Origin of the sequence: Enterobacter cloacae complex sp. ECL72, assembly GCF_019056635.1 — a bacterium.
Classification (GTDB): Bacteria; Pseudomonadota; Gammaproteobacteria; order Enterobacterales; family Enterobacteriaceae; genus Enterobacter; species Enterobacter hormaechei_C.
The window spans coordinates 1985702-2007060 of record NZ_CP077659.1; the positions used below are offsets into that span (position 1 = coordinate 1985702).

The 21359-nt window shown below is 53.1% G+C and carries 36 protein-coding genes; 24 read left to right on the top strand and 12 right to left on the bottom strand.

What is annotated here, in order from left to right; translation table 11 throughout:
* Position 1: 1 nt before the first annotated feature.
* The 9 genes from KTH07_RS23470 to KTH07_RS09675 form a co-directional block, all read right to left on the bottom strand.
* Positions 2-613, bottom strand: a complete 612-nt coding sequence (locus KTH07_RS23470) for a hypothetical protein (protein WP_063161919.1) — start codon at positions 611-613, stop codon at positions 2-4.
* Positions 610-1032, bottom strand: a complete 423-nt coding sequence (locus KTH07_RS09640) for an HNH endonuclease (RefSeq protein ID WP_063161920.1) — start codon at positions 1030-1032, stop codon at positions 610-612. Before KTH07_RS09640 ends, KTH07_RS23470 begins: the two co-directional genes overlap by 4 nt.
* A 1-nt stretch (position 1033) precedes the next feature.
* Positions 1034-1567, bottom strand: a complete 534-nt coding sequence (locus KTH07_RS09645) for an ead/Ea22-like family protein (protein WP_063161921.1) — start codon at positions 1565-1567, stop codon at positions 1034-1036.
* The gene (locus KTH07_RS09650; RefSeq protein WP_017693170.1) at positions 1564-1860 is read right to left on the bottom strand and encodes a DUF4406 domain-containing protein; all 297 of its coding nucleotides are present in this window, start codon (positions 1858-1860) and stop codon (positions 1564-1566) included. Before KTH07_RS09650 ends, KTH07_RS09645 begins: the two co-directional genes overlap by 4 nt.
* Positions 1857-2201: a helix-turn-helix transcriptional regulator gene (locus KTH07_RS09655; RefSeq protein WP_063161922.1), complete on the bottom strand. Its 345-nt coding sequence runs from the start codon at positions 2199-2201 to the stop codon at positions 1857-1859. Before KTH07_RS09655 ends, KTH07_RS09650 begins: the two co-directional genes overlap by 4 nt.
* Before the next feature lies 1 nt (position 2202).
* Positions 2203-2892, bottom strand: coding sequence for a replication protein P (locus KTH07_RS09660; protein WP_063161923.1), 690 nt, complete (start codon positions 2890-2892; stop codon positions 2203-2205).
* A complete protein-coding gene (locus tag KTH07_RS09665) occupies positions 2889-3854 on the bottom strand; it encodes a replication protein (RefSeq protein WP_059444907.1) in 966 nt (321 codons plus the stop codon). The genes KTH07_RS09660 and KTH07_RS09665 overlap by 4 nt, the downstream gene beginning before the upstream one ends.
* 185 nt (positions 3855-4039) lie before the next feature.
* On the bottom strand, positions 4040-4585 hold the full coding sequence (locus KTH07_RS09670) for a toxin YdaT family protein (RefSeq protein ID WP_063161924.1): 546 nt from the start codon (positions 4583-4585) through the stop codon (positions 4040-4042).
* 3 nt (positions 4586-4588) lie between these two features.
* Positions 4589-4789, bottom strand: a complete 201-nt coding sequence (locus KTH07_RS09675; protein WP_006176184.1) for a Cro/CI family transcriptional regulator — start codon at positions 4787-4789, stop codon at positions 4589-4591.
* A 107-nt stretch (positions 4790-4896) separates the two neighbouring features.
* Here KTH07_RS09675 and KTH07_RS09680 point away from each other — a divergent pair, with 107 nt between their 5' ends.
* The 3 genes from KTH07_RS09680 (at position 4897) to KTH07_RS09690 (ending at position 7782) form a co-directional block, all read left to right on the top strand.
* A complete protein-coding gene (locus tag KTH07_RS09680; protein ID WP_023303585.1) occupies positions 4897-5607 on the top strand; it encodes a LexA family transcriptional regulator in 711 nt (236 codons plus the stop codon).
* A gap of 349 nt (positions 5608-5956) precedes the next feature.
* Positions 5957-7119 (top strand): IS3 family transposase gene (locus KTH07_RS09685; protein WP_100249791.1). Its coding sequence is split into 2 segments (ribosomal slippage): positions 5957-6218 and positions 6218-7119, totalling 1164 coding nucleotides; the frame shifts between segments, so codons are not numbered across the junction.
* Positions 7120-7260: 141 nt separating this feature from the next.
* A complete protein-coding gene (locus tag KTH07_RS09690; RefSeq protein WP_075606770.1) occupies positions 7261-7782 on the top strand; it encodes a hypothetical protein in 522 nt (173 codons plus the stop codon).
* Positions 7783-7818: 36 nt separating this feature from the next.
* Here the strand turns inward: KTH07_RS09690 and KTH07_RS09695 are convergent, their stop codons facing one another.
* Positions 7819-8016, bottom strand: a complete 198-nt coding sequence (locus tag KTH07_RS09695; RefSeq protein WP_059444910.1) for a hypothetical protein — start codon at positions 8014-8016, stop codon at positions 7819-7821.
* Between the two features lie 766 nt (positions 8017-8782).
* Between KTH07_RS09695 and KTH07_RS09700 the strand changes: the two genes are divergently transcribed.
* The 21 genes from KTH07_RS09700 (at position 8783) to KTH07_RS09800 (ending at position 18301) form a co-directional block, all read left to right on the top strand.
* Positions 8783-9151, top strand: a complete 369-nt coding sequence (locus KTH07_RS09700) for a DUF2528 family protein (RefSeq protein WP_032667220.1) — start codon at positions 8783-8785, stop codon at positions 9149-9151.
* A gap of 150 nt (positions 9152-9301) precedes the next feature.
* Entirely contained in the window at positions 9302-9571 is a 270-nt protein-coding gene (locus tag KTH07_RS09705) for a hypothetical protein (RefSeq protein ID WP_059444911.1), read from the top strand.
* Positions 9568-9726, top strand: a complete 159-nt coding sequence (locus KTH07_RS09710; protein ID WP_059444912.1) for a hypothetical protein — start codon at positions 9568-9570, stop codon at positions 9724-9726. Before KTH07_RS09705 ends, KTH07_RS09710 begins: the two co-directional genes overlap by 4 nt.
* A complete protein-coding gene (locus tag KTH07_RS09715) occupies positions 9723-9929 on the top strand; it encodes a cell division protein FtsZ (protein ID WP_001752704.1) in 207 nt (68 codons plus the stop codon). The genes KTH07_RS09710 and KTH07_RS09715 overlap by 4 nt, the downstream gene beginning before the upstream one ends.
* A gap of 76 nt (positions 9930-10005) precedes the next feature.
* Positions 10006-10977 carry a hypothetical protein gene (locus KTH07_RS09720; RefSeq protein WP_059444913.1) on the top strand — a complete coding sequence of 324 codons (972 nt, stop codon included), beginning with the start codon at positions 10006-10008 and terminating at the stop codon, positions 10975-10977.
* Positions 10978-10984: 7 nt separating this feature from the next.
* Positions 10985-11269, top strand: a complete 285-nt coding sequence (gene gamL / locus KTH07_RS09725; protein ID WP_059444914.1) for a host nuclease inhibitor GamL — start codon at positions 10985-10987, stop codon at positions 11267-11269.
* A gap of 18 nt (positions 11270-11287) precedes the next feature.
* Positions 11288-12034, top strand: coding sequence for a phage recombination protein Bet (bet, locus tag KTH07_RS09730; RefSeq protein WP_044856898.1), 747 nt, complete (start codon positions 11288-11290; stop codon positions 12032-12034).
* Positions 12031-12648 carry a lambda exonuclease family protein gene (locus KTH07_RS09735; RefSeq protein ID WP_059444915.1) on the top strand — a complete coding sequence of 206 codons (618 nt, stop codon included), beginning with the start codon at positions 12031-12033 and terminating at the stop codon, positions 12646-12648. The genes bet and KTH07_RS09735 overlap by 4 nt, the downstream gene beginning before the upstream one ends.
* Positions 12645-13073, top strand: a complete 429-nt coding sequence (locus tag KTH07_RS09740) for a hypothetical protein (RefSeq protein ID WP_059444916.1) — start codon at positions 12645-12647, stop codon at positions 13071-13073. The genes KTH07_RS09735 and KTH07_RS09740 overlap by 4 nt, the downstream gene beginning before the upstream one ends.
* Entirely contained in the window at positions 13070-13222 is a 153-nt protein-coding gene (locus KTH07_RS09745; protein WP_017383247.1) for a DUF1317 family protein, read from the top strand. Before KTH07_RS09740 ends, KTH07_RS09745 begins: the two co-directional genes overlap by 4 nt.
* Positions 13219-13878, top strand: a complete 660-nt coding sequence (locus KTH07_RS09750) for an MT-A70 family methyltransferase (RefSeq protein WP_045332480.1) — start codon at positions 13219-13221, stop codon at positions 13876-13878. The genes KTH07_RS09745 and KTH07_RS09750 overlap by 4 nt, the downstream gene beginning before the upstream one ends.
* Positions 13875-14093 carry a hypothetical protein gene (locus tag KTH07_RS09755; protein ID WP_045332479.1) on the top strand — a complete coding sequence of 73 codons (219 nt, stop codon included), beginning with the start codon at positions 13875-13877 and terminating at the stop codon, positions 14091-14093. Before KTH07_RS09750 ends, KTH07_RS09755 begins: the two co-directional genes overlap by 4 nt.
* Complete coding sequence (locus tag KTH07_RS09760; protein WP_045332478.1) at positions 14090-14656, top strand: hypothetical protein; 567 nt, start codon at positions 14090-14092, stop codon at positions 14654-14656. Before KTH07_RS09755 ends, KTH07_RS09760 begins: the two co-directional genes overlap by 4 nt.
* Positions 14653-14844 carry a DUF1382 family protein gene (locus KTH07_RS09765; protein WP_045332477.1) on the top strand — a complete coding sequence of 64 codons (192 nt, stop codon included), beginning with the start codon at positions 14653-14655 and terminating at the stop codon, positions 14842-14844. The genes KTH07_RS09760 and KTH07_RS09765 overlap by 4 nt, the downstream gene beginning before the upstream one ends.
* A 91-nt stretch (positions 14845-14935) precedes the next feature.
* Entirely contained in the window at positions 14936-15154 is a 219-nt protein-coding gene (locus KTH07_RS09770; protein ID WP_048248461.1) for a TraR/DksA family transcriptional regulator, read from the top strand.
* On the top strand, positions 15154-15519 hold the full coding sequence (locus KTH07_RS09775; RefSeq protein ID WP_059443472.1) for a phage protein NinX family protein: 366 nt from the start codon (positions 15154-15156) through the stop codon (positions 15517-15519). Before KTH07_RS09770 ends, KTH07_RS09775 begins: the two co-directional genes overlap by 1 nt.
* Positions 15509-16042 carry an HNH endonuclease gene (locus KTH07_RS09780; RefSeq protein ID WP_045331906.1) on the top strand — a complete coding sequence of 178 codons (534 nt, stop codon included), beginning with the start codon at positions 15509-15511 and terminating at the stop codon, positions 16040-16042. Before KTH07_RS09775 ends, KTH07_RS09780 begins: the two co-directional genes overlap by 11 nt.
* Positions 16005-16244: a DUF4222 domain-containing protein gene (locus tag KTH07_RS09785; protein ID WP_045331908.1), complete on the top strand. Its 240-nt coding sequence runs from the start codon at positions 16005-16007 to the stop codon at positions 16242-16244. The genes KTH07_RS09780 and KTH07_RS09785 overlap by 38 nt, the downstream gene beginning before the upstream one ends.
* A 9-nt stretch (positions 16245-16253) precedes the next feature.
* Complete coding sequence (locus tag KTH07_RS09790) at positions 16254-16628, top strand: hypothetical protein (RefSeq protein ID WP_045331910.1); 375 nt, start codon at positions 16254-16256, stop codon at positions 16626-16628.
* A 106-nt stretch (positions 16629-16734) separates the two neighbouring features.
* Complete coding sequence (locus KTH07_RS09795; protein ID WP_023306353.1) at positions 16735-16983, top strand: excisionase family protein; 249 nt, start codon at positions 16735-16737, stop codon at positions 16981-16983.
* Positions 16984-17014: 31 nt separating this feature from the next.
* Positions 17015-18301 (top strand): site-specific integrase, encoded by a 1287-nt coding sequence (locus tag KTH07_RS09800; RefSeq protein WP_217310940.1) that lies wholly within the window; start codon positions 17015-17017, stop codon positions 18299-18301.
* Between the two features lie 31 nt (positions 18302-18332).
* On the opposite strand, the gene patD is transcribed toward KTH07_RS09800, so the two are convergent.
* The gene (patD, locus tag KTH07_RS09805; RefSeq protein ID WP_023303800.1) at positions 18333-19757 is read right to left on the bottom strand and encodes an aminobutyraldehyde dehydrogenase; all 1425 of its coding nucleotides are present in this window, start codon (positions 19755-19757) and stop codon (positions 18333-18335) included.
* Positions 19758-19896: 139 nt separating this feature from the next.
* The gene (locus KTH07_RS09810) at positions 19897-21321 is read right to left on the bottom strand and encodes a PLP-dependent aminotransferase family protein (RefSeq protein WP_023303801.1); all 1425 of its coding nucleotides are present in this window, start codon (positions 21319-21321) and stop codon (positions 19897-19899) included.
* Positions 21322-21359: the final 38 nt, after the last annotated feature.

The following is a 21359-nucleotide window of genomic DNA, read 5'->3' on the forward strand; positions in this document are numbered from 1 at the left end:
ATCACTTCTGCTGCGGTGATGCTGCTACCATCCGGCGATACACATCATAAGTTCCGAATTGTTCATCACCAGCCTCAAGCATTTCATGGGTGGGTTCTTCTGGCACCAGCACCCAACCATCCGGAATCACCGGAGAGTTGCCGCCTTGCGCCGGAGAGAGGCTGCTTTGCGCTGGTCGGCTACGGAAGTGCGCCGGAGCGTTGCCATCGGCACCCTGAAGCATGGCGGCGCGGCAGGCGTTCCAGACGAGCGCGTAGTAATCATCAGAGGCTGACTTTTCGCCTTGAGAATGAATAGCATCAGGCACAGATACCTGCGCTGGCGGGGCGGTGTATAACCGAGTGCCATCTTTGAAATTCTCCCAGTCAGCCTGACCATCAGCGGCTATGCACGCCACCCTTGCATCCGGGTGGCATCCGGCATCGTCAAACTCACCGAGGACAACCTCGCCAACAGCCTCCGCTTCGAGTGATGCCAGCGCGATACGCGCCAGCTCCAAATCAATTTCAAATGTGTGGCGGGCGAGAGGGACCAAATCATTGGCGAGTGCCTCTTCCGCCATTTCAATTCGCCCAACAGCTGCGGCGATCAACTGCTCTTTGGTGAATGTCATGGGTTAGTCCTCCCCTCGTACTGTTCGAACCAGAACACCACTGGCTTTTCTACTGTCTCGATGAGGCCGAATCGCTCTGCCGTGCGGAAATTGATGCTGCTTTTGCGCCCGCGATCCACCTGGAGAGACACCTGCTTTCTGAACATTTCCAGCGAATAGGACGTTTTCAGCAGGTTGCAGGGCGCACATGCCGGGAATAGGTTGTCCAGTCTTTCAGCCTCTGGTCTGTAATATTCACCCGTCGCCTTTAGTTTGAAGATGCCTTTCGCAGCAGCCTTCATACACTGCTCTGATTTGCGCAGCACCGCTTCCACATGGTCCGCATGCCAGCCCTTTTCAGGGAGTACACAGCCACAATACGCACAGCGACCGCCGAATTTTTCTCGCAGTTCTGCGCGCTGCTTTTTGGTAAGAGCCATATCAGACCTCCCCGTTGAAGCCAGAAGCGGACAGCGCTGACTTAGAAGCATCGATATTCCACTGCGCATCGCCGCAACACAGAATCCCGTTTGATGCTTCATGACCGAATGCCTCTGTATGCTCGATAAATTCGTGCGCGTTTTGCAGGTGGTGTGATAGCTCAGCAATCCGTTTGCGTGCCGCTGTGAGTTCTGCCATGTGCTCACGGAGGCTGTCAGTTGCTGCTTCCAGCTTGTCCCAATCAGGATTGAAGTTTGCCAGCTGCGCGAGTTGGTTTTTCAGGAAGCTGATGCTCTTGTCTTTGGCTTCCAGTTCATCCAGCAGCGCCAGCACGGTGGCGGGGTTGGCAGACTGCACAAATTTTCGATTGGCTGTAGCATTTTCACCCTGGAACTCTGCAATGATAAAACCGGCGTTTCCCTGGTCATCATCGCAACAAATTGCCTCCCAGCCTTCACCAGATTCTCTAACCCAACTACCACCCGTTGCTTCCAGCGCATCAGCACGCAGCGCCTGTTTGTCGATGTTGCTCATTGGGCGGCTCCTTCAAATTGGTAAGAAATTTTAATTCCCAACTTTTTAGCCATGGCATGCTCAGCGACGGCACCTTCCGACTCTTGCCACCCATGCAGCATGTGAATGGCGTCGGCGCAGCGAAGCATCGCCAGGCAGATGTCCATATACTCACGCTGAGATAAACCATCCGGGAGCGTGGCCGGATTTAATGCCACATGACCACCTGATAACATCTGCTGTGCTACTGCGTTAAACATAGGACGGTTGTAATTTTCATAACCCGTCATAGGTCCAGCGATGTAAATTTTCATACCCCTACCCTCCCCCAAACCATCAATACTCGCTTCATCGCCGGACTGTTCCGGCACTCCTGGCAGATCACGTTTGTCTCTGTGCGCTGCACCAGCTTCGAATTACCCTTCGGCATGGCAGGGATGGTTTCCGGTGCGTATTTCATTCCGTAGCTGGTCAGCCGATAAAGCCGCTGGCCGTGCTTTCCTTCGAACTCGATCAGGCCGCCTGCAAACAACGTACTTAACGGGCCGGAAATCTTTTTGGTGGTCATGCCGATCATGGTGGCAATGCGAGCACTATTCAGGCCCGGGTTATTACGCAGGGCTGCAAGAATCTGCCCACGAATTGTTATGGTCATGTCACACCATCCCGTTAGACTTGTTGCGGTTGTACTTCGCCAGCAGCAGCTGGATCGGCGTTGGCCCATGCTCGGCAGCCGGTGCGGCAATCGCCCGGCGTACCGGCGGCACTGGCTTACCCTCGGTGACGCGCTTCTCCCACATGTCCAGCAGATCGCCCGCCTCGTGTGCCAGTTCACCATGAGTCAACTGGCGCTCTGTGCTGCGGTGGCGCAACTCAACGCAGATGTGGTACATGACCGGCTGGGACCAGGGGAATTGCTCACTGGAAGTGAACTCGAACGAGCGGTTACGCCAGTCCCAGTATTCGGCGATCACCTGGTCAACGTTTACGCCCAGCACCCCGCCGCTCTGTTTGCACCATGCTACGAACTGGCCCGGCGACGGCAGGAATGGACGCTCCTGGCGGCGGGCAATGCGCATACCAGCATCGACTTGGGCCATTGAGTGGATCCCGTTCTCCTGAAACGCCAGCAGCCACTGACGGCGGAATTCGTTCAGGTCGTCCTGACTGCGGAAGTTCGCCATGCTGGCCGGGAACGCGGCGCGCAGCTCGTTGAACAGCTTGTTGAATACCTGAGCCACCTGCTCGACCGGCGCCCGCTCCTGGTACTGCTCTGGCAGGTTGTGGGCCATGCGGCTCATCTGCTCGCGGTCGTGGTTACGCATCTGCTCTGCAAGAGATTTCATCGAATCACCTCATAGGCCCAGTCAGTGTTGTTGAAGTCCAGATCCGGCTTAGCTGCGCGCTGCTCGCCTCCAGAATTACGCTGCATTGTCAGTTTGTCCCACTGCTTACGCAGGCTTTCCGGGCTCAGGATGTTGGTCTGCCAGAAGTGGTGTTTGCTTGCCCAGTCATACAGCGCGCAGATGTCCTGGTGCGACCGGTTGTCTATCTGGCGCATCAGGCGAACGGTGTTAGACCAGGAGGTCATGTCCGGGGCTTTGCAGGTTGGGTTAATCAGCTTCACCCTGGAGGAAATCCACTTAGCGATCTCGAGGTCTTCAGCCGATCCCCACTTCGCACCGGATGGGGTGTAAACCGCAGCTTCTGGATGAGCTGATAAAAATTTCTTCAGACGTGCGTCAGAGGATTCGTCAGAATTCTCGGACGAAGATCTTTTAATGTTTTTATTGTTGTTATTACATTGTTGTTCATGATTCTCGGTGAAACGCTCGGGTAAATGCGCTCCGTTATGCGCGGCATAACCTTCCGAAGCCGCGCCATTACTGGATTCGCCATGCTCGGCATTAAGCGCGGAGATATGCGCGGTGATACGCTCGGGTAAATCGTCCATTTTTTGAGCATATTCAGCGTAATTTGTGATGGTTATCACAGAGCCCTTTCGCTTCTCTCCGGAGCGAGAAATCATCCCTTCACGCTCGAAAACATCAAGCATCCTGTCTACGGCGTGGCGACTGCATGGCTTCCCTTCCCTGTCGCATAAATTCAGCCCGAGATCGGCTGAGGTGGTGACCAGTTGTCCGGTTTGCAGCGGCCATTTGCGCCCCTTGAAGTTTGCTGTATATGGCTGGCGAGCAGCACACAGCAGCAGGTTTTCCCACAGCGTGCGCAGGAAGACGTCCTTCGACCAGGTTTGCTTAAGAACACTCCGGTACAACGGGATGAATCCGGTTTTCTGGTTCTCCATCCGGTTGCTCCTGGCGGCGGAATGCGCCGCGAAATTTGCGTAAGCGACGTTCGACACAGTTAAACCTCCTGCGCCTGGCGTTTTGGATTAGCGTTTGTCATAATGACCTCGCAATTGACTAGCGTTTGTTGCACCAGAAAGTCGGCTCTGTTCGCGCAGACCGGCTTTCTCCATTTCTGTAGTTCTCACATGGCCCCCAGCATCGATGTAACCATCGTCATCAGCGGCCCCACCTGCTCCGGCATGAGGCGGAACAGCGACGCTATACCCTCGCTTACCTCTTTCAGCTTCTGATGCTCTGGAGCGTCCAGCAGCACGGCCTGTTTAGCCTCGGCACACTCTTTCATCGCAGAGGCGATCAGCGACATCGTGTCGTTCTGTGGCGCCAGGCGGTTTCGATACTCCAGCGGCAGGACGGACATGATTGCCGGCGCCAGCTGGCGAATGTTGTTGGCGGCGTACTCTGTGTCGCCATCGATCCAGCGAAACACTTTCTGCATCTGACGGTGCGAGTCAGTCGGGATATCCAGACCGGTTCCGCCGGTTGACCGCCACTCTTCCACAATCAGCGCCGCAACAAATTCACGGCTGCGGCAATCAGCTGCCCAGGCGCGAACAGCTGCGCGGATCCCATCGATGTTTAACGCCGCGGATTCAGGTTCCCGGCGATTCTGGTAAATCATCGCCGTTGGCGAAAATTTGTTACCTTGTTGATACGCAAGTGAATGCATTTGCTATTCCTGATGTTCCTGTTTCTTACTGTGAGGAAATTCGCGGTACTCGACCGCCTTAACCTCGCCAGTAGGAAGCTTGTTGATGAAAATCTGACGGCCGACCCTGATCGCTTTGCTAATTGCCGTTTGATGGACACCAATGGCATCAGCTGCTTTTACCTGGCCAACTTCGTCGACATACTCGGCGAGTGAAATTTTCATGTTTAGCGTTGCTCCTTACCATTAATACAAAAACAATACCACAAGTATTAGATAAATCAATACCGCCGGTATTTTAAAAATATGAGCTTTGGTATTAATATCTGAAAATGGAAAAGAAAAAGATCCTCACCCCCGCTCAAGTGGCTGATTCAAAGCGTTTAAAAGCCCTTTACGAAGCGAAGAAAAAAGAACTGGGTATTACTCAGCAATCCATTGCGGACGCGCTGGACATATCCCAAGGTGCCGTTGGCCATTATCTCAATGGAAGGAACGCTTTAAATACAGCGGTAGCATCGGTCTTTGCGAGGCTTCTTGGGATTAGTGTCTCTGATTTCAGCCCGTCACTTGCGAAGGATATCTCTGATATGAGCTCGGTGGCGTCGGAAAATACTTCTTTCGCAGGGCATTATTCACCTGGCTCAAAATATCCGGTGATTAGCAAAGTTCAGGCGGGCGCCTGGTGTGAAGCGGTTGAGCCGTACACCCTAAAGGATATAGACCTTTGGCTTGAATCAGATGCTCACATTCAGGGGGAGGCGTTCTGGCTGCAGGTTGATGGTGACTCAATGACAGCACCGGCGGGTCTTAGCATCCCAGAAGGAACCTTTGTCCTCTTCGATACTGGGCGCGAGGCAATCAACGGCAGTCTGGTAATAGCAAAGCTATCCGATTCGAACGAGGCAACATTTAAGAAGTTAGTGATCGACGGTGCGCAGAAGTACCTGAAGGGTTTAAATCCACAGTGGCCATTGGTAGCGGTGAATGGTAACTGTCGAATTATCGGTGTTGCTGTAGAGACGAAGATGCGGCTGGTTTAGCCGATGAGTGAACTGAACGATCAAATGACAATGAATTGAGGATGCAGTTATGGATGACGGGGTATTACAAGATATAAAGATATCACTAAGATATGACGGTAAGGACGCTGAAAACCATGAAATTGATCTCAATTGCCTTGGGGAGTCTCTAAAGGGATTCTCTAAAGTTTTATCTACAGCAGCATCATTTTCAGCCACTCAGAAATACAGCAAAATATCCACATATCAAGACGTTAAGGTATATGCGAGAGAGGCAAGGGCAAATTGCTTCACTTTAGAAGCTGTGATCTTACCCAGCAATAGTGGACACGCGACTAAGTGAGTAAACTCTCAACCAGAGGTGACTCACATGACAAAACCAACATCAACCACCAAAAAGCCACGCAAGCAGCACACTCCTGAATTTCGTCAGGAAGCCCTGAAACTGGCTGAACGCATTGGGGTGGCAGCTGCCGCCCGCGAACTTAACCTGTATGAATCACAGCTCTACAACTGGCGAAGCAAACAGCAAAATCAGTTCTCTTCTTCTGAACGCGAGCAGGAAATGTCCGCTGAGATCGCCCGTCTGAAACGTCAACTGGCAGAACGGGATGAGGAACTGGCCATTCTCCAAAAGGCCGCGACATACTTCGCGAAGCGCCTGAAATGAAGTATGTCTTCATCGAAAAACATCAGGCTGAGTTCAGTATCAAAGCCATGTGCCGTGTACTTCAGGTTACCCGTAGTGGCTGGTACATCTGGCATCAGCGTCGTTATCAGGTAAACCGGCGTCAGCAGTTCCGCCTTGTCTGTGATAACGTCGTCCGGGAAGCATTCAGTGACGCAAAACAACGCTATGGAGCGCCACGCCTGACGGATGAGCTTCGTGCCCAGGGTTACCGCTTCAACGTGAAAACCGTGGCTGCCAGCCTGCGTCGTCAGGGGCTACGGGCGAAAGCTTCACGAAAGTTCAGTCCGGTCAGTTACCGCGAACATGGTCTGCCAGTCTCAGAGAATCTGCTGAAGCAGGACTTTTACGCCAGCGGCCCGAATCAGAAGTGGGTGGGTGACATCACGTATCTTCGCACTGGTGAAGGCTGGCTTTATCTGGCCGTGGTTATCGATCTGTGGTCGCGGTCAGTCATTGGCTGGTCGATGTCCTCACGGATGACAGCACAACTTGCCTGCGATGCGTTACAGATGGCGCTGTGGCGGCGTAAACGTCCGGAAAACGTCATCGTGCATACAGACAGAGGCGGTCAGTACTGTTCAACGGATTACCAGAGCTTGCTGAAACGCCACAATCTGCGGGGGAGTATGAGCGCCAGAGGTTGTTGTTACGACAATGCCTGTGCGGAAAGCTTCTTCCATACGCTGAAGGTGGAATGTATCCACGGAGAGGACTTTGTCAGCCGGGAAATCATGCGGACAGCAGTGTTTAATTATATTGAGTGTGATTACAATCGGTGGCGTCGTCACAGTGCCTGTGGCGGTCTTAGTCCGGAACAATTTGAAAACCAGAACCTCGCTTAGGGTTGTGTCCATATTACGCGGGTAGGATCAGCTGCGCTAAATTTCGTTACTCAGAATCAGTTGTTCTCAGGGATCGCCGCAACTATACTGGGTGCGATACTTCAATATATATTTGCGAGAAATTCGAACAAGAAAGATGAAATGAAAGCTCTACAGCAGGTTCTCGAAAAGGCCATAGAGGCGCTAGGTAACAAGGACTCTGGAACCATCGATAAGTTAATCTCAGTGATTGATAAGATGGCTGTAGAACTTCGCCCCGCAGTTCGGCAGGCCGTTTCTCCGATTGGAAACACATGTGATCAAATCAGCATTTCCACTAACAAAGATGGGTGTCTTTTAAAGGTGGACGCGGCGGATAAAGAGCAGATAGACAAGCTTGAAGATGATGAGGTTGTAGGATTAAGAGAGTATCGAGCTTACCTTACGGAGTTTGACGCACAGAATATGACAGCAAAGATCATACTTGAAGGAGATGATTCGAAGAAGAGAATAACTTCTGAAATCAGTGATCCTGCTGCAAGCAAAAAGAACAACCCCTACCTCAATGCCCTTAGCGCCTATATCTCAACGAAGGGCGACATATCATCCATATTCACAATAACTGCAAAGGCCACTGTGAAAAAAGGGCAAATAAATAGGCTATTTATAGTGGATGCCAAATAGTATTTTTCACCACCACCCGGCCACTGCGCCGGGTTTTTATTTACCCTTCCGCACCAACTCCGCCGCATCCCTGTTCACTCCCTTCCCTATCACGTTTCCTGTTTCCTTCCGGTACTGCTCCAGCTTGTCGATGATGTTTTGCTGGGTCATGGGTAAATCAGCCAGTGACAATTCCATCACCGCCCGCCCCATCGCCTGAATTTTCATGCTTATACGCTCTTCATCCAGAACCATGCACATCCCTCCTGCTGTTTTTTTAAGCGTAGCACTGGTATTTACAAAAATAAAATCACATCAAATTCATACTCTTAGTATTAATCAAAGATTTATTAATACTGGCGGTATTGCTATATATTAATACCGCTAGTATTGTTAACCCATCGAAACGAAACATCGACAGCTGAGCGAAGTTAGCCAGCGGCGGACAGCAAGTAGCCTGCTCATTAACAACATGCAGATTTACAGCGTCAATGACCTGTTTAGACCCTTACACGAGAAACGTGCTGTATCACCGGGTGCGATCCGGTCGGTGAGAGAGTATCCCCGCGCGAGAGCGAGAACGGCGTGAGAACAGGCAACACTGGCAGGGAGTTGGCGCTGATTCAACTTAGAGGAGTGATTCCAATGAAGCACTAAAGCGGCCAGGCCGCGCAATCAAGCCGCAGTAGTGATGTGGCCCCGAGTCTCTATGAGAGCCAGACGCAGGTCCGAACTGCGACATACCGCTGGTGAGGGTTAATCGAGGAAAAGGGTATGCCGGTAAAGCAGCGCGAACGCCAGACGCGCACCGGTTATGAGCGGCGATGAGCGACGGAGTCTCAAGGGCATGAGCGCGGCCACTGCGAGAGTGTGGCGAAGTGCTTTGGGCTGGCAGACGGTTATCAGCTAGTTGGTGAGGTAATGGCTCACCAAGGCGACGACGGCCTTCCCTGCTTCATTGTGGGGAGCCAGCGCCAAAGCATTTCTCCCGCATCAGCGGGTAACGACAGAGGGTAAGGCGATGGGGAACGTTAAAAAATACACAGTCGACTACGACTGGAAGGCGGAGCTAACGGTTGAGATAGACCACGACGTAATGACCGATGAAAAGCTGCATGAGATTAACAATTTCTGGTCGAACGCCGATTACCGACTGGAGCGCCAAGGATCAGTTTTGAATGCGGTGCTGGTCATGCTGGCAAAAGAGGCTCTGCTCATTGCGCTGAGCCAAAACTACAACACCTACGGCGTTGTTAGTGAGTTCGACTGGTCGAAGGGTGAAGGGGTTGAAGGCTGGCCTCCAATGGACGGCAGCGAGGGCATAAAGATAACTCATGTAGACGTTTCAGGAATACTCGATTCAGATGACATCACCATCAAGGCCGCCTAACCAGCGGCTTTTTTCATACCTCAGTCGCTTCACCGAGGCGACTTAGTTATGACAACCGGCGGCCATCCACCGCCCATTGAAACACTGAATAAATGCGTTGAAGTCTTGTATTAACAGTTCCGTTCGCCGCGATAAGGCCAAGAGGAAATCATGGCAATTGATTTTGAAGTGAAAGCTACAGGTATTGATGTTTCAACAAGTGGTTACCGTGACCACGTAAATTTAGAAGTCCGCGGCGTAGAGCTCTCTGATCTTGTCTCTGAAATTGAAGGGAAAGCGCTCTTTCAGGAAATCGATCTTAATGACTACATCGACTGGGCTGAGGCCGCAGGTCACATCGACGACATTCTTGATCGGCTTGATGCAGATGACGTTATCGCATGGTTGCGCAGCAACGGCCACTTGGAGACTGAATCATGACTGTCACCCACAACGGTAAGCAGTACACCGCAAAAAAGCTCAACGATAACGAGTGGCAGCTGACGTCGATATCGGCGCCGCGTGAAAAGCTGGTACTTAACCGCCAGCAGATGCATATCGCTGGCCTCCTGAAACAGGTTGAGGTGAAGGTATGATCGGAATGCACTATGGCACCGCATCAGTGCCACGTAGCGAGGTTTTACCGGGCACAATGCTGCAACACCACGGCAAAACTTATCGCGCCTCTGCGAACGTTGAGAAAGGCCTGTACGCCTTCAACATCTTCGAAAAAACCATCATCAAAAGTGATTCCGTCGTTGTGCTGCTGAATGAGCGCGGCGAGCCGATGGTTCACTGATACCAACCACCCTATTCAACCGATCGGCCTGGCTTTCTGCGGGCGGGATCTGCACATCCAAATTTCAGGAGAAACCATGAGCGAAGTAACGGATTTAGTCGTCATTGAGAAACAGAACGCAATGGCGGTATTCACCACCAAAGAGCAGCTCGACCCGATTATTGAGGCGATCGAGAAAGAAGCTCGCAGCCTGGTGCCGGATGTGTCGACCCGCAAAGGCCGTGACGCTATCGCATCCATGGCGCATAAGGTTGCCCGTTCCAAAACCTACATCGACAACGCCGGTAAGGATCTGGTTGCTGAGCTTAAAGCCCTGCCTAAGCAGATCGACGAAAGCCGCCGCATTGTGCGTGAGCGGCTGGACGCGCTTAAGGATGAAGTGCGCCGTCCTCTAACCGAATGGGAAGCTGAGCAGGAACGAATCCGGGTGGAAGAAGCCTGGAACGCTATGCACGAAGAAGCATTGGTGATGAACAAGATGTTCGATGACCAGCGCGCCGCGCAGATCGAAGCAGACCACGAAATGGCTCTGCTGATGAATGAAAAGTTTGACCGTGACCGCGAAGAGCAGCGCCGCCTGGCGGAACAGGCTCAGCGTGAGCACGAAGAACGCATTAAGCGCGAAGCGGCAGAACAGGCCCGCCGCGATGCCGAAGCGAAGCACAAAGCGGAGATTGAAGCCGCAGCACGCCGTGAAGCTGATGAGAAAGCACGTGCAGAAGCTGCGGAGCGCCAGCGCGTCGAAGCGGAACAGCGTGCAGCTCGCGAGAAGCAGGAAGCAGAAGCCCGGGCGGAACGCGAAAAAGCCGCGGCAGTGGAAGCTGAGCGCCTCAAGGCAAAACAGGCAGAAGAGAAACGCCTAGCCGAAGAGAAGCGCATCGCAGACGAACAGGCAAAGCGCGAAGCTGACGTAAAGCACCGCAAGACGGTCGGCACCAACATCGTTAACGCGCTCACCAGCAATACCAGCTTAACCCGCGAACAGGCTATCGAAGTTCTTACCGCTCTAAAAGATGACCTGATCCCCTGCGCGAAAATTCATTACTGAGGCAACCATGAACGCATACCTAACTTACGACCGCATCGAAGATCGGCGATGGGCTGAGCAGCAACTCACCGACGAAAAAGAGAAGTGGATCGGCGACCGGGCGCGGGAAATCATCGACATGATGCCGAAAGAGCCGTCCGGCCTCTTCCACTTCACGGTCCCGATTGACTCCAGCCCATACGAAGGACTTCGCAGCGATAAAGCTGGCGAGGCCTACAACGATTTCATTTCGGCAGTTGCTTACGCCCAGGCGGAACACGACTGGGAACACCGTACCGGCTGTCCGTTTTAATTTTTGAGGGGATTAACAATGAGTACTGCACTTTCCACCATGGCCGGGAAACTGGCCGCACGCCTCGGCATGGATGCCGGTACGGACCTGATGAATACGCTGAAGAACACAGCGTTCAAAGGCGGTAACGTCACCGACGAGCAGTTTACTGCCCTGCTGATCGTCGCCAACCAGTACGGCCTGAACCCATGGACCAAAGAGATTTACGCATTCCCAGATAAAGGCGGGATTGTCCCGGTCGTCGGCGTTGATGGATGGGCTCGCATTATCAACGAACATCCTCAGTTTGACGGCATGGAGTTCTCTTACGACAAAGAGGAAGGCGCGTGCACCTGCAAGATTTACCGCAAAGACCGTAAGCACCCGACTATCGTCACCGAGTACATGGGAGAGTGTAAGCGCAACACTCAGCCATGGCAGTCCCACCCTACCCGCATGCTTCGCCACAAGACGCTTATCCAATGCGCGCGCCTGGCCTTTGGTTTCGCTGGCATCTTCGACCAGGACGAGGCAGAGCGAGTTATTGAAGGAACAACGGCAGAGGTTCATGCGGGCCATGAATCAGATAGCCGTCGCCCGGATCTGATCGCAAAAGGTGAGTCTGCCGCACGCCTTGGAACCGTTAAGTATCAAGAGTTCTGGGTGGCGCTGAGCGCTGAAGAGAAGCAGGTGATCGGCGCAGTTGAGAAGCGACGCATGTATGACATGAGTCTTGCTGTCGATAACGCCGAACCTGTCAATGTCGCAGAGACGGAGGCTGAATGATGGAGCAACGCACCCCTGAATGGTTTGCTGCGCGCTGCGGCAAGGTCACTGCCAGCCGCCTGGCTGATGTCATGGCCCGAACTAAGTCGGGCTACTCCGCCAGCCGCCAGAACTACATGGCCGAGCTGATTTGCCAACGACTGACCGGGAAGCTGGAGGAAGGTTTTTCGAATGCCGCGATGATGCGCGGCACTGAACTTGAGCCAGTGGCGCGCGAAATGTACGCGCTGAATGAGTTCGATGCGGAAATCACTGAAGTTGGACTCATCGATCACCCAACCATACCCGGATTCGCAGCCAGCCCGGACGGACTTGTTAACGACGACGGGCTTATCGAAATCAAATGCCCCAACACCTGGACCCATCTTGAAACGCTGAAAACTGACGAGCCAAAGCGCCAGTACATGCTGCAAATGCATGCACAGATGATGTGCACCGGGCGGAAATGGTGTGATTTCGTTAGTTTCGATGATCGCCTGCCGCCTGACCTCGCCTATTTCAAGAAGCGCATTCATTTCGATGAAGATCTGGCGCGCGAAATCGAGTCTGAGGTTAAGAGCTTCCTTGCAGATCTGGAATCGGAAATTCAGAAAATCACAGAGCGTGCAGCATGAAACGCACTCCCTTCTACCGCAGGCCCGGGCGAACCGGGCAATTCTCTGGCCTCCGTGAGCGCGTTATCTGGATGATTCAGACGCGCGGCCGCCCGGTAACCGGTAGCGAAATCGCGGAGAAGTTCGGCGTAACGCTCATCGAGTTCAACCGGGTCGCCAACGGCATCACCCGCGGTACCGGACAGATAGCGCAGATCGTTGAGTCGAAAAAATGGCTCAACGAGGACGGCATCTGTGACCGGACATTCGACCTGGTCACGAAGCCAAAAGTCATCACGCCTCAAGGTAAATCGCGCCTCTTCACCCGGCGCGCCATAGAGCAGTCGCAAGAAGGCAGGCGGCAGGCGTGCATAGCGCGTGCCGCACGCCGTCGCCGCCTGATTGCTCAGGGCCTCTACATCGACGAAATGGAGTCCATCCTATGACTCACGCTCACGACGACATCAGGGTTGGCACTATGTGCCTTCCCTTCATTGGTAACGGCTGGCTAATGCCATGGGGTGAAGTGGTCAGCAATCCATTAAAGGCCCAGCGGCTCGCTGAGGAATATCGGGAAAGGCAGGAGGCGGCATGACAGCGAAATACTCACTTCTGTATGTCGATCCACCCTGGTCTTACGGCAACACCATCAGCAACGGCGCTGCCGCAGACCACTACACCACAATGAAGTTAATCGACATCAAGCGTCTGCCAGTGTGGGAGCTTGCCGCCGAAAATGCGGTGCTGGCGATGTGGTACACCGGCACGCATAACCAGGAGGCTATCGAGCTGGCCGAGGCTTGGGGTTTTACCGTTCGCACGATGAAGGGCTTTACCTGGGTGAAGCTGAACCAGAACGCGGAACTGCGCATCAACAAGGCGCTGGCCGAGGGTGAAGTCACCGACTTTTACGACTTCCTCGATCTGCTTAACGCCGAGACGCGCATGAACGGTGGCAACCACACCCGGGCCAATACCGAAGACCTGCTGATTGCTACCCGCGGCGCCGGGCTGGAACGAAAGCACGCCGGGATTAAGCAGGTGGTCTACAGCCCACTCGGCGCGCACAGCGAAAAGCCATGGGAAGTGCGCCACCGGCTGGAGCTGCTTTACGGTGATGTTCCGCGCATTGAGTTGTTTAGCCGCTGCGCGGCGCCGGGCTGGGATCATTGGGGAAATCAGTGCGACACCGCCGCGGTAGAACTGCTGCCCGGTTGTGCCATCGTTGTTGTGAAAACGGAGGCCGCATGACGCCAGAAACAGACAACGCCATCCGCTCAGCCTGCCGACGCTGCACAGAGGAAATCCAGCAGGCCATGCGCAAGAAGCCAAAGCCTAACTGGAACGAAACGGTGCCTCCCATCATCAACAAGCATCACAAGAAAATTGAAGATCTGGGAGTTAGCCTCCTGGAGTTCGTTGTATACACAGGTCGGCTTAATCGCCGCTTCGGAGTGGATTCATGAGCAATTCGATAGCAGACGGAGCGAAATTAACTCCGGAAACATTCGCAGATTTCATTGAGCGCTTGAGGTATCACCATCGCGGCGATGGTGTTAATCGTCACGCCACCGCCGATCCGATTTTCATGGTTCAGAAGCAGGCAACCATTTATGGCCTGGCAGAAGAGTACGGCGAATCGAAGATAGTCCATTTCGAGGAATGCGAATGGGACAGCCCGCAGGAGTATTGGGATGATCTTGATGAACAGCAGCAGGAAGAGTTAAACGCCTTCTGCATTGACCAGTGCGACACAGCCTTTACGGATCTCGATGAAGACGCTCAGTGGGAAGTGCTGACTGACCTTGATGGCCACACTGTCTGCGGTACACGCAAAGAGTGGCAGAACATCAACGCTCATTTTACCCGTGAAGCAGCGGAGGCTTTCATTCGCCGCAAACAGCATGATTATCCTCCTCTGCGAGTCTACGTCGAAAGCATGTACTTCGGCTGGGAGTATCAGGAAATCGTCCGCGCTCTATGCGACGGAAGGCTGGTGCTAACTGAAAAAAATGGCAGTACGGAATGAACAGGGCCTCACCAGTTGATTTGAGGAAAAGCCTCGAAATTGCAAACCACCTGGCGCATATCGGGATTCGCTTTGTGCCGATCCCGGTGGCGACAGAAGAAGAATTCCAGACACTGGCCGCCGAGCTATCGCGACGGCTTGAAAATATGGCTCTCGAAGCCGAGAAGAATGAAGGCGGTGCCGCATGAAGGCACTAATCACCAGGTCGCTAAAGCGGCCTTTTTTATTGCTGGCATTCACCTTCAACCGAATTAACCGACAGTTCCGGGAGCATTGACCATGGCCGATATCATCGATACCGCAGCAGAGATTGAAGAGCTTCAGCGTAACGCTGCCCTTTCCGCTCACCGCATCGACCGCAATGCCGTATCGGCTGAGCGTTGTGAAGAATGCGACGAACCAATTCCCGAGCCGCGGCGCGCTGCCGTTCCCGGTTGCAAGACGTGCGCCAGTTGCCAGGGTGTTATCGAATTGAGGAATAAGCAGAGGGGGATGTGATGGATTACAGCAAGCTAGGCGATTTTGAGATAAACAAACTGGTCGGCGATGTCGTTTTCAAAGGACTATGGTCATGCAGGCCGGGCACTGCGGGAAATAAAAGTGACTCATGGTATTACGGTAACGCGGATGCTTCGCTCAACCCGCTATCACCGCTTCCCGACTACTGCAACGATGCGGCTGCCGCATGGCCGATAATCACCGCAAATAAAATCAGCATTTACGCAATGAGCGACGCGGACAAAAGAGGCGGTTGGGGGGCTGAGGCTTTTCATCCCAACGATGCATATAGCTTTAACGATAACCCACTTCGTGCCGCAATGATTGTCTTCCTCATGGTGCAGGGAGGGAAAGATGATAAGTAAGCTGAAGGAACTATATTCCTACAATCCTGATACCGGTGAATTTACTAGAAAGAATAAATTGAACGGAACTGGGAGAGGAGTGATTGGTGAACAGGTTGGTTCGCTTGGTGTTAAAGGCTATCTGAGCATTTTCCATAACAACAAGCACTATAGTTTGCACAGGCTTGCCTGGGCTTTCACATATGGATACTACCCATCATCTCTTATCGATCACATCAATGGGAATCGCGCCGATAACAGGATAAGCAACCTGAGGGAAACCAATAGAAAAGGAAACTCTTATAACTCCAAACTTTTCTCAAACAACACCACCGGTTACAAAGGGGTGACGAAACTTAAAGGCGGAAAATTCAGAGCACAGGCGAGGCTGAATGGGAAAAAAATCCATATCGGTACATTCTTGACGGCTGAGTCTGCTGCTGAGGCTTACCGTGAATTCTCTATCAAAAACCACGGAGAGTTCTCACCTTTCCAGGAGTCAGCCAATGTTCCAGCTAATTCAACGGGGTCAGATTTACGCTGACCAGCACGGCTGGCCAGTCATCATCCAAAGCTGCACTTCTCAGATAGTCCGCTACTGGCGACAGGGCCGGATCAACACCGCGTCAATCGACAGATTTACCCAAGACTTCGAACCGCTCGATCACCGTGAGTCGGCGCAGATACGTTCCGAACTGGAGACGAGCGAGCATATTAAATCGCTGCGTGCCCGGCGCGCGGCATGAGGAGAAATTATGTCAAATTTAGCAATGAAGGTTTTGCAGTGGCAGGCGACAGGCGATGTCGGCGTTAGCAGTGCGACGATGGCATCCATTGCTTTGGGTTTGGATAAGCCATTTTACGGAAGCCATTTCGGCGCACCGCATGACCCATCCGATATGTTGCGTTGCATGAAGTTACTGGAAGCCATCCAGGAGATTCGGGATCACTTCCCTGCTATCGCCAAACGAGTTCCAACCTTCAAAGGGATTATTGAGCAGTGGGATGATCTGGTCGAGGTGATGAACCGTGAGTGCGTTGGTGAAAGATGGCGCGCTCCTGATGCATACAACCTGATTAAAAAACTGCGAGGCGACGACAAGCAGCGCAGAACAATCAGATTCGCCTGACGCAACTGATAGCCAGTTATGAGCTGGCTATTGGGTGCGAAAGCACTGCAACGTCATCCCTTTTGCCCGGCCCCGCGCCGGGCTTCTTTTTTGCCTGGAGACACCCATGAGCGATACGATCCAACTGGTACCCAATAAATGGGTATCAGAAGAACTACTGATTGCATTAACCGGGCTGACAAAGCATGCAATCAAGTCGGCCCGTGAAAAAAGCTGGCTTGAGGGTCGCGAGTATAAGCACTATTCCGGAGACCTTCAGCCTAAAGACAACTCACCTATCCTTTACAACCGTTTCGAAGTCGATAACTGGGTTGAAAAGCAACGCCCGGCGATCCCACGCCAGAAATCTGCTTAAATAGCCCTGCGTTTAACAACGAGGAAAAGGCATGTCTAAATATCCAACCGGGGTAGAGAATCACGGGGGCTCATTGCGCCTGTGGTTTATGTACCAGGGGGAGCGGGTTCGTGAAAGTCTTGGCGTTCCCGATACACCCAAAAACAGAAAAATAGCTGGAGAGTTGAGGACTTCGATTTGCTACGCCATCAGGACCGGCACATTCGACTATACCGCCCAGTTCCCTAACTCACCACGAGCTCAAGTGATTGACGATCGCAAACTAAAGACGTCCGTTTCGGAAATGGCTTACAAATGGCTGGCCCTGAAGCAAACGGTTTTGGCGAAGAACACCCATATGCGGTATACGTCGTACGTGAAAATGTGCCTTCGCATTCTGGACGATGAGATGCCCATTTCAGCACTTACCCACGAGGATCTCATGTCTCTCAGGCATGAACTTCTAACTGGCTATCAGCTCATCGGTAAAACTCTTGAGCGCTCCCACAAAAAAGGGAGAACTGTACGAACGGTGAACGGCTATATGGCTGTGATGCTCGAGATGCTTAAGTTTGCGGAGCGCAACGGTTACACAAATGGCTCGGTCATATCTGATATTCGTCCACTCAGGAAATCAAAATCAGAGCCTGACCCGCTCACCAAAGAAGAGTTTATGCGCTTGCTTCAGGCTACTAATCACCAGCAGATCAGAAATCTTTGGGTTCTGGCCGTAAGTACCGGCATGCGTCATGGTGAAATTTGTGCTTTAGCCTGGGAGGATGTAGACATCGTGAAATGGACGATAAAAGTTAACAGAAACCTGGCGATCTCTGATCACTTCTCACCACCTAAAACAGAAAGCGGTATAAGGACAATCAACCTGACTCAGCCAGCTATCGAGGCTCTTAAAAGTCAGATGCAATTCACACGAATGAAGGAGCAGCATGAAATTGTTGTTCATCTCAGGGAGTACGGAAAACAAAGAACAGACCTATGCACCTTTGTATTCAATCCGAATGTCTCGGCGCGTTACCCATCAAAAAGCATTTGCTACATACCAGGGTCGATAGCCTCTTCATGGAATCACCTGTTGAAAAGAGCAGGCATCAGGCACAGGAAAGCTTATGAATCTCATCATACATTCGCTTGCTGGGCATTAAGTGCCGGGGCGAACCCGAGTTTCATTGCAAACCAGATGGGACACACTAATGCACAGATGGTTTTCAACGTATATGGTAAATGGATGTCTGAACAAAACGGCGACCAGGTAGCTCTGCTGAACACAAATTTTGACTTCAATGCCCCACAGATGCCCCACAATAAAGTGGCCGGAATATAATTGGTTTATATTACAGCCACTTAGTCACATGTTAGTGTTTTATCATGACATGCCGGACTACCGTGTAATCCTCAAGTCCGTAGACCGACATATCTTTGCCATAACCGGATAACTTCATCCCGCCGTGCGGCATTTCGCTCACCAGCATAAAATGGGTATTGACCCAGGTGCAGCCATACTGCAACCGTGCGCTGAGGCGATGGGCGCGTCCGACGTCTTTTGTCCAGACGGACGAGGCCAGGCCGTATTGCGAATCGTTAGCCCAGTTCAGCACCTGCGCTTCATCCTCAAATTCTGTCACACTGACCACCGGGCCAAACACTTCTCGCTGGACGATCGCATCTTCCTGCTTCGCCCCGGCCAGCAGCGTTGGCTGGAAGTAATATCCTGCCCCCTCACTTTTACTGCCACCGGTGACGACGCGGATATGTCCAAGGGTTTTGGCTTCGTCCACGGCAGCGCAAACGCGGGAAAGATGCGCTGCGGAGCTGAGCGGTCCCAGCTCGGTTGACGCATCGTCCGGCGCGCCCATTTTCAGGCTGGCAACGGCTGCGCCCAGCTTTTCGACCAGCGCGGGGTAAATCCCCTTCTGGGCATAGATACGACAGGCTGCGGTACAATCCTGACCAGCATTGTAGAAACCAAACGTACGCACGCCTTCAACCACGGCATCCAAATCTGCATCGTCAAAGACAATGACCGGGGCTTTTCCGCCCAATTCCATATGGGTACGTTTAACTGAAGATGCGGTATGCCCGATAATATGTTCTCCGGTAGCAATAGAGCCGGTGAGAGAAACCATACGGACTTTTTCGTGGCCGGTCAGCGGATCTCCTACGGTTTTTCCGCGACCAAACAGCACGTTCAGCACGCCTGGCGGGAAGATATCTTTCGCCAGTTCCGCCAGCTTCAGCGCCGTCAACGGGGTAATTTCAGACGGCTTGATGACGACACAGTTTCCCGCCGCCAGCGCGGGCGCCAGCTTCCACGCCGCCATCATCAGAGGGTAGTTCCAGGGCGCAATAGAGGCGACAACGCCAACCGGGTCGCGGCGGATCATTGAGGTATGTCCTTCGAGGTATTCTCCGGCAGCCAGCCCGTTCAGGCAGCGGGCGGCCCCGGCAAAGAAGCGAAACACATCGACCACGGCCGGGATCTCATCTCCCTGAACACAGTGCAGCGGTTTCCCGCAGTTAAGGGACTCCACTTTTGCGAACGCGTCAGCGTTGGCTTCTATCACATCAGCCAGTTTCAACAGACATTCGGCGCGCGTTTTCGGCGTCGTTTGTCCCCACTCTGTGAACGCGCGATCGGCAGCCTGGACGGCAGCGTCCACCTGTGCTGCCGACGCTTCAGCAATCTCCAGCAGCACTTCACCCGTGGCAGGATTATAAACCGCCTGCTTCTCACCTTCGCCGGTCACCAGTTCACCATTAATCAGCAATTGATTTTGCATAGCATCGTCCTGTTGAAATCGACATTGTTTTCGCTGTCAGCACACGTTCTGGCGGGCAGAAACGTGACAACGTCACGTTACCAATCCGCGCTCCCTTACTAAAGGTAGACTGCGCGTTATGTCGCTTCAGGAATTTTCATCAAGGTGTGACTGGGTGCAGCATCATTTCGCGGATTAACCCCGCCAGCTGGATGACCGCCTGCTCTTCCCGCTCGCCCCAGCCCCATGAGGTATTGAAACGGAAAAACGGTGTCCAGATATTGGAGGTGGAAAACATCTTGCCGGGCGCAATGCTGATTTGATGGGTTAACGCCTTCTCACTCAACCGCCCCGCATCCAGCTGTTCAGGCAGTTCCAGCCATAAAAAATAGCCGCTGTCGTTATGATGGATTTTGACGCCGGCAGGCATATGACGCAAAAGCGATTGCCAGGCCTGCTGTTTGCGTTCAGCAAGCGTGCGTCGCAGACGGCGAAGGTGGGCGTCGTAACGTTTGGTCGCCAGGTAATCCACCAGCGCCAGTTGCATGGGAGAGCTGGTGGACAACGTACTCATCAGCTGCAACTGCTGAATACGGCGCGCATGTTTTCCCGCCGCCACCCAGCCAATACGGAAACCGGCCACCAGACACTTGGAGAATGAGGAGCAGTGCAACGTCATATCCTGCTTATCCCAGGCCTTTGCCGGAAGCGGCTTTTCGCGGCCAAAGTAGAGTTCGCTGTAAACATCGTCTTCAATCAGCGTGACGTTATGCCGGGTGAGTAAGGCCACCAGCTGAGCTTTCTTCTCTGCACTCAGCGTGAAGCCGAGCGGGTTCTGACTGTTGGTCATCAGCCAGCAGGCTTTCACCGGATAATCATTTAACGCCTGCTCAAGGGCACTGAGATCGATGCCCTCACGCACGTCAGTGGCAACCGACAGCGCTTTCAGTTTCAGACGTTCAAGCGCCTGGAGTGCGCCATAAAAACAGGGGTTTTCAACGATAACCCAGTCCCCTGGTTCAGTCACAGCCTGCAAACTGAGGTTGAGCGCCTCAAGCGCGCCCGCGGTGATCACAATTTCATCCGGGGAGATATTCATTCCCTGCTGAGCGTAGCGACGGGCAATGGCATGACGTAAGTCGACGTTACCCGGCGGCAGGTTTTCGATCACGCTCATGGCGGTAGCCGTTTTGCTGACGTTAGCCAGCGATCGGTTGAGTTGCTGAAGCGGGAAAAGGCGCGGATCGGGAAATGCCGAGGCAAAAGGGACAACGGAGGGGTCGCGGCTGGCCTGTAGCACGTCGAAAATATAGGTGTTGATGTCGACCACTTCATCGCGCATCACCTGCGCGGGCGGTGCAGGCTGGTGTGTGGTCGGGCGGGCGGCAACGTAATAGCCTGACTGCGGTCTGGCAACAATGCGCCCCTGACTTTCCAGCATCTGATACGCGTGGCCCACGGTCATAAAACTCATGCCGCTGCTTGCCACCTGCTCTCGCAGAGAAGGCAGCTTATCGCCCGGCAACCATACGCCAAGCTCAATCTGCGAGATAATTTGTTGCGCCAGACGCTGGTATTTTTTCATCAGATTCTCCTTATTGCTGACAGTGTATATCAGCAGGA

What these genes read in the sequence shown, in the direction of transcription:
- KTH07_RS23470 (WP_063161919.1), bottom strand. Translation starts at nt 613, where the DNA reads ATGACATTCACCAAAGAGCAGTTGATCGCCGCAGCTGTTGGGCGAATT.
- KTH07_RS09640 (WP_063161920.1), bottom strand. Translation starts at nt 1,032, where the DNA reads ATGGCTCTTACCAAAAAGCAGCGCGCAGAACTGCGAGAAAAATTCGGC.
- KTH07_RS09645 (WP_063161921.1), bottom strand. Translation starts at nt 1,567, where the DNA reads ATGAGCAACATCGACAAACAGGCGCTGCGTGCTGATGCGCTGGAAGCA.
- KTH07_RS09650 (WP_017693170.1), bottom strand. Translation starts at nt 1,860, where the DNA reads ATGAAAATTTACATCGCTGGACCTATGACGGGTTATGAAAATTACAAC.
- KTH07_RS09655 (WP_063161922.1), bottom strand. Translation starts at nt 2,201, where the DNA reads ATGACCATAACAATTCGTGGGCAGATTCTTGCAGCCCTGCGTAATAAC.
- KTH07_RS09660 (WP_063161923.1), bottom strand. Translation starts at nt 2,892, where the DNA reads ATGAAATCTCTTGCAGAGCAGATGCGTAACCACGACCGCGAGCAGATG.
- KTH07_RS09665 (WP_059444907.1), bottom strand. Translation starts at nt 3,854, where the DNA reads ATGGAGAACCAGAAAACCGGATTCATCCCGTTGTACCGGAGTGTTCTT.
- KTH07_RS09670 (WP_063161924.1), bottom strand. Translation starts at nt 4,585, where the DNA reads ATGCATTCACTTGCGTATCAACAAGGTAACAAATTTTCGCCAACGGCG.
- KTH07_RS09675 (WP_006176184.1), bottom strand. Translation starts at nt 4,789, where the DNA reads ATGAAAATTTCACTCGCCGAGTATGTCGACGAAGTTGGCCAGGTAAAA.
- KTH07_RS09680 (WP_023303585.1), top strand. Translation starts at nt 4,897, where the DNA reads ATGGAAAAGAAAAAGATCCTCACCCCCGCTCAAGTGGCTGATTCAAAG.
- KTH07_RS09690 (WP_075606770.1), top strand. Translation starts at nt 7,261, where the DNA reads ATGAAAGCTCTACAGCAGGTTCTCGAAAAGGCCATAGAGGCGCTAGGT.
- KTH07_RS09695 (WP_059444910.1), bottom strand. Translation starts at nt 8,016, where the DNA reads ATGGTTCTGGATGAAGAGCGTATAAGCATGAAAATTCAGGCGATGGGG.
- KTH07_RS09700 (WP_032667220.1), top strand. Translation starts at nt 8,783, where the DNA reads ATGGGGAACGTTAAAAAATACACAGTCGACTACGACTGGAAGGCGGAG.
- KTH07_RS09705 (WP_059444911.1), top strand. Translation starts at nt 9,302, where the DNA reads ATGGCAATTGATTTTGAAGTGAAAGCTACAGGTATTGATGTTTCAACA.
- KTH07_RS09710 (WP_059444912.1), top strand. Translation starts at nt 9,568, where the DNA reads ATGACTGTCACCCACAACGGTAAGCAGTACACCGCAAAAAAGCTCAAC.
- KTH07_RS09715 (WP_001752704.1), top strand. Translation starts at nt 9,723, where the DNA reads ATGATCGGAATGCACTATGGCACCGCATCAGTGCCACGTAGCGAGGTT.
- KTH07_RS09720 (WP_059444913.1), top strand. Translation starts at nt 10,006, where the DNA reads ATGAGCGAAGTAACGGATTTAGTCGTCATTGAGAAACAGAACGCAATG.
- gamL (WP_059444914.1), top strand. Translation starts at nt 10,985, where the DNA reads ATGAACGCATACCTAACTTACGACCGCATCGAAGATCGGCGATGGGCT.
- bet (WP_044856898.1), top strand. Translation starts at nt 11,288, where the DNA reads ATGAGTACTGCACTTTCCACCATGGCCGGGAAACTGGCCGCACGCCTC.
- KTH07_RS09735 (WP_059444915.1), top strand. Translation starts at nt 12,031, where the DNA reads ATGATGGAGCAACGCACCCCTGAATGGTTTGCTGCGCGCTGCGGCAAG.
- KTH07_RS09740 (WP_059444916.1), top strand. Translation starts at nt 12,645, where the DNA reads ATGAAACGCACTCCCTTCTACCGCAGGCCCGGGCGAACCGGGCAATTC.
- KTH07_RS09745 (WP_017383247.1), top strand. Translation starts at nt 13,070, where the DNA reads ATGACTCACGCTCACGACGACATCAGGGTTGGCACTATGTGCCTTCCC.
- KTH07_RS09750 (WP_045332480.1), top strand. Translation starts at nt 13,219, where the DNA reads ATGACAGCGAAATACTCACTTCTGTATGTCGATCCACCCTGGTCTTAC.
- KTH07_RS09755 (WP_045332479.1), top strand. Translation starts at nt 13,875, where the DNA reads ATGACGCCAGAAACAGACAACGCCATCCGCTCAGCCTGCCGACGCTGC.
- KTH07_RS09760 (WP_045332478.1), top strand. Translation starts at nt 14,090, where the DNA reads ATGAGCAATTCGATAGCAGACGGAGCGAAATTAACTCCGGAAACATTC.
- KTH07_RS09765 (WP_045332477.1), top strand. Translation starts at nt 14,653, where the DNA reads ATGAACAGGGCCTCACCAGTTGATTTGAGGAAAAGCCTCGAAATTGCA.
- KTH07_RS09770 (WP_048248461.1), top strand. Translation starts at nt 14,936, where the DNA reads ATGGCCGATATCATCGATACCGCAGCAGAGATTGAAGAGCTTCAGCGT.
- KTH07_RS09775 (WP_059443472.1), top strand. Translation starts at nt 15,154, where the DNA reads ATGGATTACAGCAAGCTAGGCGATTTTGAGATAAACAAACTGGTCGGC.
- KTH07_RS09780 (WP_045331906.1), top strand. Translation starts at nt 15,509, where the DNA reads ATGATAAGTAAGCTGAAGGAACTATATTCCTACAATCCTGATACCGGT.
- KTH07_RS09785 (WP_045331908.1), top strand. Translation starts at nt 16,005, where the DNA reads ATGTTCCAGCTAATTCAACGGGGTCAGATTTACGCTGACCAGCACGGC.
- KTH07_RS09790 (WP_045331910.1), top strand. Translation starts at nt 16,254, where the DNA reads ATGTCAAATTTAGCAATGAAGGTTTTGCAGTGGCAGGCGACAGGCGAT.
- KTH07_RS09795 (WP_023306353.1), top strand. Translation starts at nt 16,735, where the DNA reads ATGAGCGATACGATCCAACTGGTACCCAATAAATGGGTATCAGAAGAA.
- KTH07_RS09800 (WP_217310940.1), top strand. Translation starts at nt 17,015, where the DNA reads ATGTCTAAATATCCAACCGGGGTAGAGAATCACGGGGGCTCATTGCGC.
- patD (WP_023303800.1), bottom strand. Translation starts at nt 19,757, where the DNA reads ATGCAAAATCAATTGCTGATTAATGGTGAACTGGTGACCGGCGAAGGT.
- KTH07_RS09810 (WP_023303801.1), bottom strand. Translation starts at nt 21,321, where the DNA reads ATGAAAAAATACCAGCGTCTGGCGCAACAAATTATCTCGCAGATTGAG.